The sequence below is a fragment of the Streptomyces sp. NPDC030021 genome, assembly GCF_055574035.1.
Map to the genome: position 1 here is coordinate 1 of NZ_JBVIAH010000045.1, position 15,401 is coordinate 15,401.

Here is a 15,401-nt window from a genome sequence, read left to right on the forward strand (position 1 = left end):
ATCGTCCTCGCCCTGCCGTTGACCGTCCTCGCCTTCGAGAAGGTCCACCGAGCCTACGCTCGGATCGGCGAGCGCCTGGAGCTCGGCCGCATCCCTCAGCCGCCCCACCGGGCCCATTCGCTCGTCGTCGTTCCCGTCTCCGGTCTGTCCCGCCTGACCTGCCAGGCGCTGACCGCGGCCCGCTCCCTCGGCGACGAGGTCCTCGCCGTGACCGTCACCCACTCCGGCCCGGAGGACCGGCAGACAGCCGAAGCGCTGCGCCGGGATTGGGAGTTGTGGAAGCCCGGCATCGAGCTGGTCGAGGTCTGCTCGGGCACCCGTTCGCTCGGCCGGCCGGTGTCGGCGTACGTGCGCGAGTTGATGCAGGCACACCCGGACACCCAGGTGACCGTCCTCATACCGGAAACGGAACCCGCCCGGCTGTGGCAGCGGATGCTGCAGAACCAGCGCGGTTCGGTCGTCGCCCACGCGGTGCGCCGCGACACCGACGCCGTCATCTGCCGACTGCGCTTCCGCATCACTGCCGACGGGCGTTGACGGGCTGTTGACGGTGGCTTGACGCGCCTCGTGCGCTGCCGTCAAGAAGGTGCCAATTCCCCGGCTCACATGGGATTTCCGCCGGAACGGGCAGTAGTTTCCTGCCTGTTGCGCCGCCGGGGACCTCGACTACTCACATGACGGCCGAGGGGGTCCATGCGAGACAGTCCCCGGCGGCGACACCCCTCAACCGCATCCGCTGCGTGCCGACTTGCCCGGCAGGGGTGCCCAGCCGAACTCACCAGAAAGTCGCTTCATGCCTCCCGCCGCCGCGCAGCACGCTCCCACGGGTCTCGGCACACCTCCGCGGACCCCGGTCAACCGTCCGTCCCGGAAACGCTCCGGCCAGGTGAACGTGCTGGAGCCCGAGCTCCTCGCCACCTCGGCCCGGGAGGCCGTCGCCAAGCTCCACCCGCGCGAACTGGTCAAGAAGCCGGTGCTGTTCGTCGTCGCCGTCGGATCGGTGCTGACCACACTCTCGGCGCTCATCCACCCGTCGGTCTTCACCTGGGTGATCAGCGTCTGGCTCTGGCTGACCGTCCTTTTCGCCAACCTCGCCGAGGCCGTCGCCGAAGGCCGCGGCCGCGCTCAGGCCGAGTCGCTGCGCAAGGCGCGTACGGACACGGTTGCGCTGCGGCTGAAGCACTGGACGTACGGGGCGAACCTTCTCAGCGCCGAGACCGAGGTCGTCACGCCCGCCGAGCTCCATCCCTTCGACTTCGTGCTCGTCGAAGCGGGCGAGCTGGTACCGGCCGACGGGGACGTGGTCGACGGCGCGGCAATGGTGGACGAGTCGGCCGTGACCGGTGAATCGGCCCCGGTGCTCCGGGAGTCGGGCGGCGACCGGTCCGGTGTCACGGGCGGTACGACCGTGCTGTCGGACTCGATCGTCGTACGGGTCACCTCGCGTTCCGGGAACAGCTTCATCGACCGGATGATCGCGCTGGTCGAGGGTGCGTCCCGGCAGAAGACCCCGAACGAGATCGCGCTGAACATCCTGCTGGCCGCCCTGACCGTCATCTTCATCCTGATCGTGGTCAGCATCCAGCCGATGGCCGCGTACGCGGGCGCAGCCCAGTCCACGACGGTGCTGGTCGCCCTCCTTGTCACCCTGATCCCCACCACGATCGGCGCCCTGCTCTCCGCGATCGGCATCGCCGGCATGGACCGCCTCGTGCAGCGCAACGTCATCGCGCTGAGCGGCCGCGCAGTCGAGGCCGCCGGTGACATCAACACCCTGCTCCTCGACAAGACGGGCACCATCACGCACGGCAACCGGGAGGCCGCCGCCTTCATCCCGCTCCCCGGCATCGACCACACCAAGCTCGCAGACGCCGCCCAGCTGTCCTCTCTCGCCGACGAGACCCCCGAAGGCCGGTCCGTCGTGGCCCTGGCCCAGCGGTACGGGCTCCAGCCGGCCGCCGCCGAGGACCTCAGCAACCCCCGCTTCACCGAGTTCAGCGCGCGCACCCGGATGAGCGGCGTCAACCTGAGCTGGGACAACGGTGCGGGATGCGCCATCCGCAAGGGCGCGGTGACGGAGGTCATGGACTGGGTGGCGATGCGCGGTGGGACCGTACAGGCGGAGGCCGCCACATGGTCCGCCCAGGTCTCGCAGTCCGGCGGGACCCCTCTGCTGGTCGCGGTCCACGACTGGGACGGGCCGCGGGTCCTCGGCATCATCCACCTCAAGGACGTCGTCAAGGAAGGCATCCGGGAGCGCTTCGCGGAGCTGCGCGCCATGGGGATCCGTACGGTCATGGTCACCGGCGACAACGAGCTGACGGCCCGCGCTATCGCCGCGGAGGCGGGGGTGGACGAGTACCTCGCCCAGGCGACGCCCGAGGACAAGCTCGCGCTGATCAAGCGGGAGCAGGCGGGCGGCAAGCTGGTCGCGATGACCGGCGACGGTACGAACGACGCCCCGGCGCTCGCGCAGGCCGATGTGGGCGTGGCGATGAACACGGGTACCTCGGCCGCCAAGGAGGCCGGGAACATGGTGGACCTGGACTCCAACCCCACCAAGCTCATCGAGATCGTCGAAATCGGCAAGCAGCTCCTCATCACCCGGGGCGCGCTCACAACCTTCTCCATCACGAACGACGTGGCGAAGTACTTCGCGATCATCCCGGCCATGTTCGCGGCGGCCTACCCGGGCCTCGAAGCCCTCAACATCATGGGCCTGAGCAGCCCCACCTCGGCGATCACCTCGGCGATCATCTTCAACGCGCTGATCATCGTCGCCCTCATCCCGCTCGCCCTGCGCGGTGTCCGCTACCGGCCCGCCTCCGCGCACGACCTGCTGCGCCGCAACCTCGGCGTCTACGGTCTCGGTGGCCTGATCCTGCCCTTCGTCGGGATCAAGCTCATCGACCTGCTGGTGTCCACCATCCCCGGCCTCGGCTGACCTCGGGAAAACAGCTCATCAGGGGAACGCGAGGCTCCTGTCCCATGAGCCATCGCAGCCTCCGCTTCTCGCAGGGCTCTTCCCACCCCCTGACCACGGCCGCTCCAGGCCGGCCGGCGTTGATCCGCACTCCGCCGGTTTCCCCGCGGGGGCGGCCTCCGTCCGGGCCGCCCCCGCTCCTCGTCTTTGACCGCCGGACGTTCTCTACTCCACAGGTGGCGCTGTCCGCGTTAAGGACGCGTCAGGATTGCCTCAGCCGCGGGCATATGAGATCAATCTGCGTACGCTTGCTCCGCCGTCGGTGTCGATGGCTGATTCTTTGCCGTACGACAGGAGCTCCCCACGATGGCCACCCCGGCCCGCTCCTCGCGCCTGCGCGCGTGGATGCTGGAAGGCTTGACCGCCGAGAACAGTTCGCCCGCCGCCAAGGAGGCGGCGGCCCAGCCCCACGGCCGCCCCTGGTGGCGGGTGATGTGCCTGACGGGTCTGGACTACTTCTCGACCCTCGGCTACCAGCCCGGCATCGCGGCGCTCGCGGCCGGCTTGCTGTCGCCGCTCGCGACCATCGTGCTGGTCCTCCTCACCCTGTTCGGCGCGCTGCCCGTCTACCGGCGGGTGGCCGAGGAGAGTCCCCACGGCGAGGGCTCGATCGCCATGCTGGAGCGGCTGCTGACGTTCTGGAAGGGGAAGCTGTTCGTCCTGACCCTGCTGGGGTTCGCGGCGACCGACTTCCTCATCACCATCACCCTCTCGGCGGCGGACGCGACCGCCCACCTGGTGGAGAACCCGCACCTCACGAGCACTCTGCACGGTCACGAGGTGCTGATCACCCTGATCATGATCGCGCTCCTCGGGGCTGTGTTCCTCAAGGGGTTCAGCGAGGCCATCGGCGTCGCCGTGGTGCTGGTGGCCACGTACCTCAGCCTGAACGTCGTCGTGGTGGCGCGCGGCTTGTGGGAGGTGGCCGCCGAACCGCATGTCGTCACCGACTGGACCGAGGCGCTGACCGCCGAGCACGGCAACCCGCTCATGATGGTCGCCATCGCCCTCATCGTGTTCCCGAAGCTCGCGCTCGGCCTCTCCGGCTTCGAGACCGGTGTGGCGGTCATGCCCCACGTGAAGGGCGACCCGGAGGACACCGAGGAGAAGCCCGCCGGCCGGATCCGCGGTGCCAAGAAGCTGCTGACGACCGCGGCCATCATCATGAGCGTCTTCCTGATCACCAGCAGCTTCATCACGACGCTGCTGATCCCACCAGCCCAATTCCAGCCAGGCGGTGAGGCCAACGGACGGGCCCTGGCCTACCTGGCGCACGAGTACCTGGGATCGGCCTTCGGCACGGTCTACGACATCTCCACGATCCTGATCCTGTGGTTCGCCGGGTCCTCCGCGATGGCGGGCCTGCTGAACCTGATGCCGCGCTACCTGCCCCGGTACGGGATGGCCCCGCAATGGGCCCGGGCCCTGCGGCCGATGGTCATCGTGTTCACCCTGGTCGCGTTCCTGGTCACGTGGATCTTCGACGCCGACGTCGACGCGCAGGGCGGCGCGTACGCCACCGGTGTCCTGGTTCTGATCACCTCGGCGGCCGTCGCCGTGACCATCGCCGCCCGCCGGGCGGGGGAGCGCGGCTGGACCATCGGCTTCGGCGTCATCTCCGCCGTCTTCATCTACACGACCGCGGTCAACATCGTCGAACGCCCCGACGGCGTGAAGATCGGCGCCTGCTTCATCGCCGGCATCATGGCGCTCTCCCTTCTCTCCCGTCTCGCCCGCGTCTTCGAGCTGCGCGTCACGCACGTGGAGTTCGACGACATGGCCCAGCGGTTCATCCGCGACACCGCCAACCGCACGATCCGGTTCATCGCCAACGAGCCCGACAACCGGGACCGCGAGGAGTACCGGCAGAAGAAGGAACAGATCCGCGCGGACAACGACATCCCGGCCGGGGACGACGTGATGTTCGTCGAGGTCACCGTCCTGGACGCGTCCGAGTTCGAATCCGGCATGCGCGTACGCGGCGAGGTGCTGCACGACCGCTACCGCGTCCTGACCCTGGAGAGCTCCAGCATCCCCAACGCCCTGGCCGCCCTCCTCCTCCACGTACGCGACGAGACCGGCCAGCGGCCCCACATCTACTTCGAGTGGACCGAGGGCAACCCGTTCGCCAACTTCCTCCGCTTCTTCCTCTTCGGCCAGGGCGAGGTCGCCCCCGTCACCCGCGAGGTCATCCGAGAGGCCGAACCGGACCGCGCCCGGCGCCCGCACGTCCACGCGGGCTGACATCACCGCCAAGATGCCGACAGGAAACCCTCCGGATCCTCGCCCCCACGTGGATCCGGAGGGATGCTCGCTGTCGTGACCATCTCCTGGCGCCCCGATCGCGCCGTCCGCCGGACCGTACTCGTCCTCGGGGCGGCAGGTCTGACCGTGATCGCCACCGGCGCGATCCTCGATGCCCTGTGGCTGCTCGGCATCGGGGTCTGGGCGATCATCGCAGCGATGGTGATCGAGCTCGTCTACCGGCCCTAGCCGCCGATGTCCCGGTTGCGGGAGCCCTCCGGCGTTTCGCGCCGTACAAGGATCCGGGCCGTGCCCTCGTGGACCGCGCCAACCGCGCGGGAGGGCCGACAAGCTTTTCAGGGGTCATGTTGTCGACGTCAGCGGGGAACCAGACGTACCCGCCGTGCCGCTGCGGTGCCGGACGGCCAGACGGCATGGGTCGGTGACGTTCGGCAGGAACTGGTCCGCCGGCGGCCCAGACGGTTCCGCTGAGACCCGTCACGCCAGGAGGCGGCGGCATCGGTCGGCCGACTCCAGCATGTCCAGGCTGACCTGTTCCAGGAACGCGCCCACCTTGGCCAGCCGCTGCCCCACAGGGCTCTCGGGCCCGTACGTCTGCGCCGCGGCCGTCGAGGCCTGCGCTGCCTCGAGCGTCTGCCGCGAGCTGATCACGATCGAGTGGTACCAGGCGTCGTCGTCGACCACGTAGATGTCGCGACGCCGCTGCGGATCGCGCTCGCGCCGGACATACCCATGCTCGACCAGAAAGTTCACGGCTACGGAGACGGAGGCTGGGCTGACCTTCAGTCTGCGGGTCAGCTCGGCTGCTGTGCGCCTGCCGTCCTCGGACAGCAACAGGTCGACGTGCACGCGCGCCGTCATCCTCGGCAGTCCCGACCTGACCGCCAGCTCGATGATCTCCTCTTCCAATGCACCGCCCGGCGCTCCGGCCGCTCGCGGGGGTGCCGGTGTGCCGCGCTGCGCCCGCTGGACCGTCGCCAGCTGCGCCTGCTGGGGCCGGTAGCCGCCGGGGCCGCCGTTGCGTGCGATTTCCCGGCTGATCGTCGAGGTCGGCCGGTCGAGCCGCCTGGCAATCTCGGCGTAGGAGAGCTTGCCGGTGAGTCCGGCCGCGATGCGCTGGCGTTCCTGCTGGGTCAACCGTCCTCCAGGCATGCCGCCAGTATTGCCTTCGCCGCCAGTCAGTGCAACGCGCCATTGCATTCGAGCTCAGCGTCATTGCATCAATTTGGCACTGTTCACCTGCACTTATGTGTTCCAGTGGATTGCAGCAATCCTGAATGCAACGTAGCTTTCGAGTTGTATCAAACACGCACTATCGCGAGGTGAGGAATGGTCATGGATGAATCGGTCCACACGGTTACGACGCTGCCGACGGAGCGTCAGTCCGGCTGTCCTTTCGACCCTCCGGCAGAGCTGATCGACGCCCGCCGGCACGGCCCCATCAGCCGCTACACCCACCCCGGCGGGAAACCCGGCTGGATGATCACCGGATACGACCTGGTCAGGTCGGTCCTGGCCGACCCGCGGTTCAGCTCGCGCAAGGACCTCCTGAACGTGGTCGACTTCGAGATCCCTCCGGCGCCTCCCGGCGAGTTCCTCCTCATGGACGACCCCCAGCACAGCCGCTACCGGAAGCCGCTGGTCGGCAAGTTCACCGCACGGCGGATGCGACTGCTCACCGAGCGCATCGAGCAGATCACCACGGACTGCCTGGACGCCATGGAGAAGGCGGGGCAGTCGGCGGACCTGGTGACCGCGTTCGCCAAGCCCATCCCCACCATCATCATCTGTGAGCTGCTGGGGGTGCCGTACGAGGACCGGGCCTCCTTCCAGGAACAGATCGACAAGTTCATGAACGGGGAGACGGGCGACGAGGAGCTGCTGGCGGCCTACACCGCGACCCAGACCTACCTCGCGGAACTGGTGGCCGCCAAGCGTGCGAACCCCACCGATGACGTGCTCAGCGAACTCACCGACAGCGACCTGACCGATGAGGAGCTGCAGGGGATCAGCCTGATCCTGCTGGCGGCCGGCTTCGACACCACCGCCAACATGCTGTCCCTCGGGACCTTCGCGCTGCTGCAGAACCCGGAGCAACTGGCAGCGCTGCGCGCCGATCCCGCGCTCATCGACCAGGCCGTCGAGGAGCTGCTGCGGTACCTGAGCGTCGCCAAGTCGTTCATGCGGACGGCGCTGGAGGACGTCGAGGTGGGCGGCCGGACCATCGAGGCCGGCACGACGGTCGTCCTGTCGTACAACACCGCCAACCGCGACCCCGAGCGGTACACGGATCCCCACACGCTCGACCTCGGGAGGGACTCCGGCGGGCACCTGGCCTTCGGCCACGGCATCCACCTGTGCCTGGGTGCGCAGCTGGCCCGCATCGAGATGCGGGTCGCGTTCTCCGCGTTGCTCAAGCGCTTTCCCACGCTGCGCCTGGCCGTACCGGCCGAAGACGTCGCCCTGCGCCCGGAGACCGCGGACATCTATGGGGTCAAGAGCCTCCCGGTCACCTGGGACGTGTGACCACCGGCCGGTGACGGGAGAGATCGCGTACGGCCGCCGCGGCCGAGCTGTGGTTGCCGGCCCGCGCGGATCGCGTCCGCGGCGCCGGCTGGACAGTGAGCAGGGTCCTGGCCGCGCTCGACCTGGCAGGGGCTCACGTGCGCGTCGGGAATCGCGACGGGTCCGAGGAGAGACACACCTCGCAGGCCGCTCCGGGGGGCGCTCACGTCATGCGTCCAGTCGGGCGCGAATGAGGGAGTCGAGCCGTTCCCATGCCGGGGACGAAGCGTTGACTCTGCTCTGGATGAGGGCGGGGATCTCGGAGCCCGTATCCAGCCCGGGCCGTTCGTCGGGCCCGTAGCGCTCCCGATTCGCCTCGGCGATCCTGCGGGCGAGGTCCTCGAGCCGCGGGTCGCCGGCGTCGAGGTCGTGTGCGTGGTCGTAGCCGAGGAAGAGCCGCCGTAGTGTCGGGTCGGCCAAGATCTCGGCCTGCTCGTGAAACAGGGTGGTCGCACGGTCCGGGTGGGTGGCGAACACGAGGATCCACAAGTCGCGTTGCAGGTCCACCCACCGAGGCGTGAATCCCCATCGGGCCAGATCCTCCAGATGGGCGAAGACCTCGCCGGGCAGTGGCACCAGACGCCCGGCGGCGAGCCGGCGCAGGCGCCCCTGAGTGTCCTGCAGGCTGCGGATGCGGGCGTCGAGTTCGTCGTCGATCTCGCCCAGCGCCTGACGGAATTCCTCCTCGCCCGTCGCTCTCAGATACCGGATTCGAGCGAGGGGGACACCGGCTTCTGCCAGTGTCCGGATCTTGATCAGGTCGACAGCGTCGTTCGCACCGTACCGCCGGTAGCCGGACGCGTCGCGGTCGGGCTCGGGGAGCAACCCCTTGTCGTGGTAGACGCGGACGGTCTTGATCGATACTCCGATGTAGCCGGCCAGCTGTCCGATGGTGATCACCTCGTCATCGTCCCACTTGACCCTGCCCCAGGGGCAGGGTTGCAGCATGGCGTCATGGAGAACACGAACCCCGATCGGGAGACCCTTCGCGACCTGGCCGACGAGGGCAACGAGACCGCGCTGGACCGGCTGGCCGATCTCGCGGACGCGGCCGGCGACGTCGAGGAGCTGAGCGACCTGTTGGACGAGGGATCCCGGCACGCCGGAATGCTGCTCACGCGACGCGCGGCCGCAGCCGGAGACCTGCGCGAGCTGCAACGGATCTCCGACGCCGGATACGAAGAGGCCGGAACGGAGCTGGAGCGGCTGCTGCGGGCACCGGGCGGTCATCAGGACTGACGAACCGCCCGGCCGCCGCACCTGCCGCGATCCTGCATCTCACCGTGACGATATGGAGAAGCCCAGGCGGCGGCGAACGTGCCTTGGAGTGGCCTTAGACGCCGATGTCCCGGCGGCGGTGGTCCTCCAGGGTTTCGCGCCGGACGAGGAGCCGGGCCGTGCCCTCGTGGACCGCTACGACGGCGGGGCGGCCGACCAGGTTGTAGCCGGAGGCCATGGACAGCTGGTAGGCGCCGGCCACCGGTACCGCGAGCAGGTCGCCGGGGTGGATGTCGCCCGGCAGCGGGACGTCGGAGGCGAGGACGTCGCCCGCCCCGCAGTGCCGGCCGACGACCGTGGCCGTACGGGGACCGGCCGTCGAGTGGCGGCCGACGAGCCGGGGCGCGTACCGCACCCCGTACAGCGCCGGCCGCGGGTTGTCGCTCATACCGCCGTCCACGGCGACGAACACCTCCTCGCCGGTGTGCTTGACGGCGAGCACCCGGTAGAGCGCGACTCCCGCGGGGCCCACGACGGCCCGCCCGGGTTCGACGGCGAGCCGGGGCACGGGGAGTCCCGCGGCGGCGCAGCCGTCGACGAGTTCGGTACGCATCCGCCGGGCGAGCGCGGTGAGGTCGAGGGCGGGTTCGCCTGGCCGGTGGGCGATGCCGTGGCCGCCGCCCATGTCGAGCTCGGGCAGGACCACGCCGTGGGTGTCATGGATGCGGGCCATGAGCCCGATCACGCGGCGCAGGGCGACCAGGTAGGGCTTCACCTCGGATATCTGTGATCCGATGTGGCAGTGCAAGCCGGTCAGTTCGAGCCGCGGCTGGCCCAGGATCCGGGTGACGGCGTGCTGTGCGCCGCCGTCGGTGAGGGACAAGCCGAACTTCTGGTCCTCCGTGCCCGTACGGATCTTGTCGTGGCCGCCGGCCGAGACGCCCGGGACCACCCGCACCATGACCTTCTGGCGGCCACCCGGGCCGACGGCGGCGGCGATCCTGGCGATCTCGGACGGGCTGTCGATGACGATCCGTCCCACACCGAGGCGCAGGGCGGCCTCCAGGTCGTGAGGGGACTTGGCGTTTCCGTGCAGCACGATGCGCTCGGGCGGGAATCCGGTGGTGACGGCGAGCTCCAACTCTCCGGCCGAGCACACGTCCAGGCCCAGCCCCTCCGCCTGGACCCAGCGGACCATGGCGCGCGAGAGGAACGCCTTGGCGGCGTACAGCACGTCCGCGTCGGGAAAGGCGTCGCGATACGTCCGGCAGCGCCCGCGGACCTCGCCCTCGTCCAGTACGTAGACGGGGGTGTCGAATCGCTCGGCAATCTCGGTGAGGGAGACTCCGCCGACGGCCAGGCCGCCGTGCGGGAGCGGCCTCGTGGACGCGGGCCATACGGACAGCTCACCGGCATCGGCGGGCATGTCCGGGAGAACGGCGATGGTCATGTTCCGCTCCCCTTCAGGCCGCACGGGCCGTGGTCTCGGATACCCGCGTGAGCGGGGCTCCGGCGGGTCCGGCGCCCGCCGCGGTGACCGGGGGCGCGGTGAGAGCCGGGTCCACGGTCAGCAGGGACGCGCCGAGCGGCCGGGCCATCGCACGGAGCGCGGCCTCGGAGAGCCGGATCCAGGGCTGGGCCGTACCGAGCGTGGCGGCCAGCCGCTCCGGGCTGGTGAAACCAACGGCGGTACGGGTTCCCAGCGGGGTGCGGAACAGCCGCACGACGACGTGCGCTCCTCCCGGCCGGGCGGGCACGTACAGAGGCCCGGCCGGGCGCTGTTCCTCAGGCTCGGAGTCGGATTCGTCGTACTGGAACAAGCACATGGGGCCCTCCTCGGGGAACCACGAGTGACAGGTCACGCCCCGGCGCGGGGAGGCGGTCCGGGACGTGCAACCGAAGCTATCCCCGCCTCCGCGCCCCAGCGGCCACCCCGTAACGGGACCCATACGGCCACCGGCCCACTCCATACGCATCACTGACGGCAGGTCCTGGAGTCCATCAGCAGGGCGTCAGGGTTGTGGACCCTCTCCGCCAGAAGTCCGTCAAGGACATGGCTGCGCCGTGCCTCGTGGCCTTTCCATGGGACCGGTGACCGGACGGCGAGGAGAGGGAACAGGTCGTGCGAAGAGTCGTGGTCGACGTGACCGGCACCTTGGGGAGTCTGGCCGCCCTGCACAGGGCGGCCGCCGAGGCCCGCGTACGTGATGCGGAGCTGAGGGTCGTCCTGGCGTGGCAATCACCGGGCGGTGAACTCGGCAGCCGGAACGGCCTCAGCCCCTCCGCCCTGGCGGAATGCCGTACCGCTGCCGTCGAAAGACTTCGCGAGGTACTCGACACGGCGTTCCCTGCGGCGAAGCCTGGAGTCACCCTCACGGGCCTCACCGTGCGGGGCACCCCCGGCGCCGCCTTGGTCGACACCGCCCGTAGAGTGGAGGAGCTCTTGGTCGTCGGCACCGGCTCACGTTCCCCGTTGCGCCGCCTCCTGCGGCCCTCGGTCGCCCGCTACTGCGTGGCAGCTCTCGCGCGCCGCATACGCTTCCTGGTCGCCGCGACGATCACTTACAACGTCATCGAGGCGATCGTCGCGATCACCGCCGGGACGATCGCCTCCTCCACCGCGCTGATCGGCTTCGGCCTCGACTCCGTCATCGAGGTCTCCTCCGCGGCCGCTGTCGCCTGGCAGTTCTCAGCCGCCGACCACACCGCACGCCAGGCACGGGAGAAGACCACCCTGCGGATCATCGCGCTTTCCTTCTTCGCCCTCGCCGCCTATGTCGCCGTCGACGCGGTCCGCGCTCTGACCGGCACCGCCGAAGCCGACGAATCGGTCCCCGGCATCGTCATCGCCGCCCTCTCCCTCGCGGTCATGCCCTTCCTGTCCGCCGCCCAGCGCCGCGCGGGCCGCGAACTCGGCTCTGCCAGTGCGGTCGCCGACTCCAAGCAGACCCTCCTGTGCACGTACCTGTCGGCCGTCCTCCTCGCAGGCCTCCTCCTCAACGCCACCCTCGGCTGGACCTGGGCCGACCCCATCGCCGCCCTCGTCATCGCTGCCATCGCCCTCAAGGAAGGCCGCGACGCCTGGCAGGGCAAGGGCTGCTGCGCGCCCACCGCGCACGGTGTCGCGCCGGACCCCGTTGAGGTCGCTGACGGCGGCGGCTGCAAGCCGGGCTGTGACTGCTCCTGAACCTTGGAGCCTGCGGCGGATCGGCAAGTGGTCTGACGGTAGCTCGGGCTGGCCACGGCGAAGGGAGGGCTGAGATTCCCCGGCGTGGCCCCGCAGCTTCGGCTGCGTTCGGTGCAGGCGTCGATCAGGCGGCTTCCCTGCTCGGCTTCGCTCCCGCGCTGCGCATCGAGGGGCTTATCGACACGGACGTGTCGCCGCAGGTGGCCGACCAGGTTGTAGCGGTCATGGGTGAGGCTCTCAGCAATGGGGCCCGGCACGCTCGGGCACGGCGGGCGGACGTCTCGATCGTACTGCCGAAGGCGCGATCGCCATCACAGTGAGTGATGGCGATGTCGGCATTCCGGAAACGGGCCGCCGCAGCGGCCTGCGCAACCTCGCCGAGCGTGCCGAACAGCTGGGCGGGGCAATGTCCGTCACGCCGACGGACGGAGGTACCCGCCTGGAATGGCGGGTCCGGGGAGCCCGTCGGGGGAGGTCCCGCAGGGTAGCCCCGTGCCCCCTTCGCGCCATTCAGCGCCGCGTTTCGTCGTGCCGTGCCCGTCTTCGTGTCCGTGCGCTGGTGTTCGCCCTTGCCCACCTCCAGGAAAGCATCGATGCCACTGACGCCGATCACAGGCTTCCTCTGCTCGTCCCATCGCCCGAGTCATGTTGGCTCCGAAGGCCGGCCCCCCTTGAGGGTCGGGCTACCAAGAGGGCAATGGAGGGGGCAGACGATTCCCGTGCTGCCTTGAGCGGCAGTGGCTGGAAGCCGGTCGCGAAGTACCAGGAGGACGGAAGTCGTTGGGGAGCGGGTGGACTGGATCGAGGCTGGCGATCCCGCACACCATGCGGTGTCGGCCCGCGCATCTCGGCCGCCGTGGTGAGGTGCAGGCCGAGCGTCCTTGACCGTCCGTTTCATTCGGCGATCTCTGTCCGTTCCCACCATTCGTAGACCGCCAGTTGTCCCTCAGGGCTGTCCTGGTGCCGCGACGTGATCTTGAAATGCTCGTACCCGCCGCGGTGCGGAATCTTCAGGTCTTGTCCGGGGTCGGAGATCGGAACGATCCGCTCGGGCAGATCGTCCGGGCCGCCCTCAAGCACTGCCTTGGTCGCCATGCTTCCAGTCTTCCCAACCGCAGGCCCGCTCGCATCACGAGGTCGGCACTGGCGTGGCTCAGCATCACCGGCAGCGTCCCGCCCGACGCGGTGACGGGGGTGGGCGAGGTCAAACGCCCCGGCGTCGAGCATCGGTCTGGAACCTGGTCCTCACCTGGGAGTGGAGGGATCGGGCCATGTCCAGGTCGAAGGGCTCGGTGCTGGGGGTGAGCATCGCTGCGGCGGCTGCGGCCACCCCCAGCGCGGAGGCGCTGACGGGATCCTCTCCGGCGGCCAGCTGTGTGATGAGGGCGGCGACCATGCTGTCTCCTGCCCCGGCGTCGCTCAGGGGCTCGCCGGGCAGCGGCGGCGCGTAGAGCTCGGTGTGGCCGTGGCCGGTCGAGCACAGTGCGCCCAGCTCTCCGAGGGTGGTGACGGCGATCTCGGCGGCCCCCGTGGTGAGCAGGTGCTCGTTGAGGGCCCGGGCGTCGTCGAAGCCGCGGACCGGCCGGCCGGTCAGGCTTTCGGCCTCCGTGCGGTTGCACCTGAGCAGGAACACGCCCTCCGCGAGTGCTCCGCGAAGCGCCGGACCGGAGGTGTCCAGGACCAGTCGGGATCCGGCTTCCCTGATGCGGCGGGAGACGGCCGCGTAGAAGTCGTCGGGCAAGCCGCCGGGCAGGCTGCCACTGGCCACGACGTACGGGCAACCGCCAACGGCCCGCTCCAGCGCATCCAGGCACCGCCGCCCCTCGTGGTCGTGCAGGTGCGGGCCGGGTGGCACGATGTGGTAGCCGCGGCGCGATTCGGCCTCGAACAGCACGAGTGCTTCGCGGGTGTCGTCGTCGATGTCGACGGCGACGTGGTCGACGCCCTCTTCGTCCAGCAGCCGGTTCAGGCGCAGGCCGACCTCGCCTCCGGCGGTGTGGACAGCGGTGGCTCGTCCTCCGAGCCGCACGACATGACGGGCGACGTTGATCCCTCCGCCCCCGGCGGCCACCGACCTGACCCGGGCGCGGTTCTTGCCGATGCCCTCCAGGTGTCCGACCTCCCAGCAGAGATCGACCGCGGGATTCATCGTCAAGGTGAGGATCGACGGCTTGGCCGCACTCTCCGATCCTCCTGCACCGTCGGTAGTCCTGGCTGTGGTGGGGTCCGGCGTTGCGGCCGTCCTCATCGCGGGACCCGGGTGGTCGCGCCGACCCTTGCCCGGCGCACCGCCCGCTGGGCAAGGCCCCGCTCACTGCAGCCTGAGGAGATTGGGGCCTGTTCCCGCGCGCTGCGGTAGATCCCGATCTCGGCCGCTGCCAGGGACAGCTTCGGCTCCTGACCACGGTGCCGGCCGTTGAGCGCGTGGGGCCTGGCCGTGCCCGCTGGGAGCAGGTCTGGTACCCGCATCGGCCGGAGCGGCGCGTGCCGCGCCCACGGCACACCCAGTAACGGGTGCGTGCGGCCGAAGAACGCGTCCGGCTCCACCGGGCCACCGGTCCGGAGCCGCGTGGGAAGCGTCATCGCACTCACCTCCGTGGACAGCGACACGCCCGACCCGACTTCCATACTGAAACAGCATGACGTCACCTGCATGCCGGCCCACGGCCGGGCCTGTTCCTCGGCACGTGGATCTACAGGAGCATCGGGTAGGCGGTGACAGCTGCGGCACCCGGGGCAAGAACGCGCGGCCTTGGCAATCTCGTCCAGCTCGGACGGGGACAGCGTGGCATCGGCCTTCTTGGAACGCTTTTGCACCGGAGGACGAACGGTCGAGCCTGCACGCAGGCTGACGCCCGCCCGTTGCGGAGGACCTCGCAATGCTCCGTACTTGCGGACAGGTCGAGCACCGAGCCGGTCGCTACCTGCCGCAGAGGTACGTCCATACCGACGGCCAATCACAGGCGTTAAGGAGCGGATCAGGCCGCTTCCCAGGCAGTACCGCGAAAGACGTGCGCCAACCGTGCCCTTCGAAGCGGTCAACAGAGGCCAGATGGGTGTCGGGCGGAGGGGAAGATCGTGATTCTTCCGGCTCGCCTCGGGGCCAGGAGCTACTGTCGCGACAAGCCCTCGCTGGTCAGGCGTGCTCGTCCGATGGCTGCCGGGCAGGCTGGACCGACCAGC

General features: G+C 69.7%; 12 protein-coding genes and 1 pseudogene. 7 read left to right on the forward strand and 6 right to left on the reverse strand.

Annotated features, from left to right (window positions below; all coding sequences use genetic code 11):
* From ACZ4YL_RS41000 to ACZ4YL_RS41015, 4 genes and pseudogenes are all read left to right on the forward strand, one after another.
* Positions 1-537, forward strand: a pseudogene (locus ACZ4YL_RS41000) (amino acid permease); the annotation flags it as partial.
* Between the two features lie 256 nt (positions 538-793).
* Complete coding sequence (kdpB, locus tag ACZ4YL_RS41005; protein WP_468123578.1) at positions 794-2,944, forward strand: potassium-transporting ATPase subunit KdpB; 2,151 nt, start codon at positions 794-796, stop codon at positions 2,942-2,944.
* 345 nt (positions 2,945-3,289) lie between these two features.
* Positions 3,290-5,227: an APC family permease gene (locus ACZ4YL_RS41010; RefSeq protein ID WP_468123580.1), complete on the forward strand. Its 1,938-nt coding sequence runs from the start codon at positions 3,290-3,292 to the stop codon at positions 5,225-5,227.
* Between the two features lie 63 nt (positions 5,228-5,290).
* Complete coding sequence (locus ACZ4YL_RS41015) at positions 5,291-5,476, forward strand: hypothetical protein (RefSeq protein ID WP_468123582.1); 186 nt, start codon at positions 5,291-5,293, stop codon at positions 5,474-5,476.
* A gap of 249 nt (positions 5,477-5,725) precedes the next feature.
* Here ACZ4YL_RS41015 and ACZ4YL_RS41020 read toward each other — a convergent pair whose 3' ends face one another.
* Positions 5,726-6,400: a helix-turn-helix domain-containing protein gene (locus ACZ4YL_RS41020; RefSeq protein WP_468123593.1), complete on the reverse strand. Its 675-nt coding sequence runs from the start codon at positions 6,398-6,400 to the stop codon at positions 5,726-5,728.
* Between the two features lie 183 nt (positions 6,401-6,583).
* Here ACZ4YL_RS41020 and ACZ4YL_RS41025 point away from each other — a divergent pair, with 183 nt between their 5' ends.
* Positions 6,584-7,774: a cytochrome P450 gene (locus ACZ4YL_RS41025; RefSeq protein ID WP_468123583.1), complete on the forward strand. Its 1,191-nt coding sequence runs from the start codon at positions 6,584-6,586 to the stop codon at positions 7,772-7,774.
* A 207-nt stretch (positions 7,775-7,981) separates the two neighbouring features.
* On the opposite strand, the gene ACZ4YL_RS41030 is transcribed toward ACZ4YL_RS41025, so the two are convergent.
* Positions 7,982-8,713: a MerR family transcriptional regulator gene (locus ACZ4YL_RS41030; RefSeq protein ID WP_468123585.1), complete on the reverse strand. Its 732-nt coding sequence runs from the start codon at positions 8,711-8,713 to the stop codon at positions 7,982-7,984.
* 54 nt (positions 8,714-8,767) lie between these two features.
* On the opposite strand from ACZ4YL_RS41030, the gene ACZ4YL_RS41035 reads away from it, so the two are divergent.
* Complete coding sequence (locus tag ACZ4YL_RS41035) at positions 8,768-9,052, forward strand: hypothetical protein (RefSeq protein WP_468123587.1); 285 nt, start codon at positions 8,768-8,770, stop codon at positions 9,050-9,052.
* Positions 9,053-9,146: 94 nt separating this feature from the next.
* Here ACZ4YL_RS41035 and lysA read toward each other — a convergent pair whose 3' ends face one another.
* Positions 9,147-10,481, reverse strand: a complete 1,335-nt coding sequence (gene lysA / locus ACZ4YL_RS41040; protein WP_468123588.1) for a diaminopimelate decarboxylase — start codon at positions 10,479-10,481, stop codon at positions 9,147-9,149.
* Between the two features lie 13 nt (positions 10,482-10,494).
* Complete coding sequence (locus ACZ4YL_RS41045) at positions 10,495-10,857, reverse strand: SAV_915 family protein (protein ID WP_468123590.1); 363 nt, start codon at positions 10,855-10,857, stop codon at positions 10,495-10,497.
* A gap of 308 nt (positions 10,858-11,165) precedes the next feature.
* Here ACZ4YL_RS41045 and ACZ4YL_RS41050 point away from each other — a divergent pair, with 308 nt between their 5' ends.
* A complete protein-coding gene (locus ACZ4YL_RS41050; protein WP_468123595.1) occupies positions 11,166-12,218 on the forward strand; it encodes a universal stress protein in 1,053 nt (350 codons plus the stop codon).
* 894 nt (positions 12,219-13,112) lie between these two features.
* Here the strand turns inward: ACZ4YL_RS41050 and ACZ4YL_RS41055 are convergent.
* Together ACZ4YL_RS41055 and ACZ4YL_RS41060 are read right to left on the reverse strand one after the other, a co-directional pair.
* Positions 13,113-13,313, reverse strand: a complete 201-nt coding sequence (locus ACZ4YL_RS41055) for a DUF5988 family protein (protein WP_123074881.1) — start codon at positions 13,311-13,313, stop codon at positions 13,113-13,115.
* 109 nt (positions 13,314-13,422) lie between these two features.
* Positions 13,423-14,373, reverse strand: a complete 951-nt coding sequence (locus ACZ4YL_RS41060) for a 1-phosphofructokinase family hexose kinase (protein ID WP_468123592.1) — start codon at positions 14,371-14,373, stop codon at positions 13,423-13,425.
* Positions 14,374-15,401: the final 1,028 nt, after the last annotated feature.

What these genes read in the sequence shown, in the direction of transcription:
- kdpB (WP_468123578.1), top strand. Translation starts at nt 794, where the DNA reads ATGCCTCCCGCCGCCGCGCAGCACGCTCCCACGGGTCTCGGCACACCT.
- ACZ4YL_RS41025 (WP_468123583.1), top strand. Translation starts at nt 6,584, where the DNA reads ATGGATGAATCGGTCCACACGGTTACGACGCTGCCGACGGAGCGTCAG.
- ACZ4YL_RS41035 (WP_468123587.1), top strand. Translation starts at nt 8,768, where the DNA reads ATGGAGAACACGAACCCCGATCGGGAGACCCTTCGCGACCTGGCCGAC.
- lysA (WP_468123588.1), bottom strand. Translation starts at nt 10,481, where the DNA reads ATGACCATCGCCGTTCTCCCGGACATGCCCGCCGATGCCGGTGAGCTG.
- ACZ4YL_RS41015 (WP_468123582.1), top strand. Translation starts at nt 5,291, where the DNA reads ATGCTCGCTGTCGTGACCATCTCCTGGCGCCCCGATCGCGCCGTCCGC.
- ACZ4YL_RS41020 (WP_468123593.1), bottom strand. Translation starts at nt 6,400, where the DNA reads ATGCCTGGAGGACGGTTGACCCAGCAGGAACGCCAGCGCATCGCGGCC.
- ACZ4YL_RS41010 (WP_468123580.1), top strand. Translation starts at nt 3,290, where the DNA reads ATGGCCACCCCGGCCCGCTCCTCGCGCCTGCGCGCGTGGATGCTGGAA.
- ACZ4YL_RS41045 (WP_468123590.1), bottom strand. Translation starts at nt 10,857, where the DNA reads ATGTGCTTGTTCCAGTACGACGAATCCGACTCCGAGCCTGAGGAACAG.
- ACZ4YL_RS41055 (WP_123074881.1), bottom strand. Translation starts at nt 13,313, where the DNA reads ATGGCGACCAAGGCAGTGCTTGAGGGCGGCCCGGACGATCTGCCCGAG.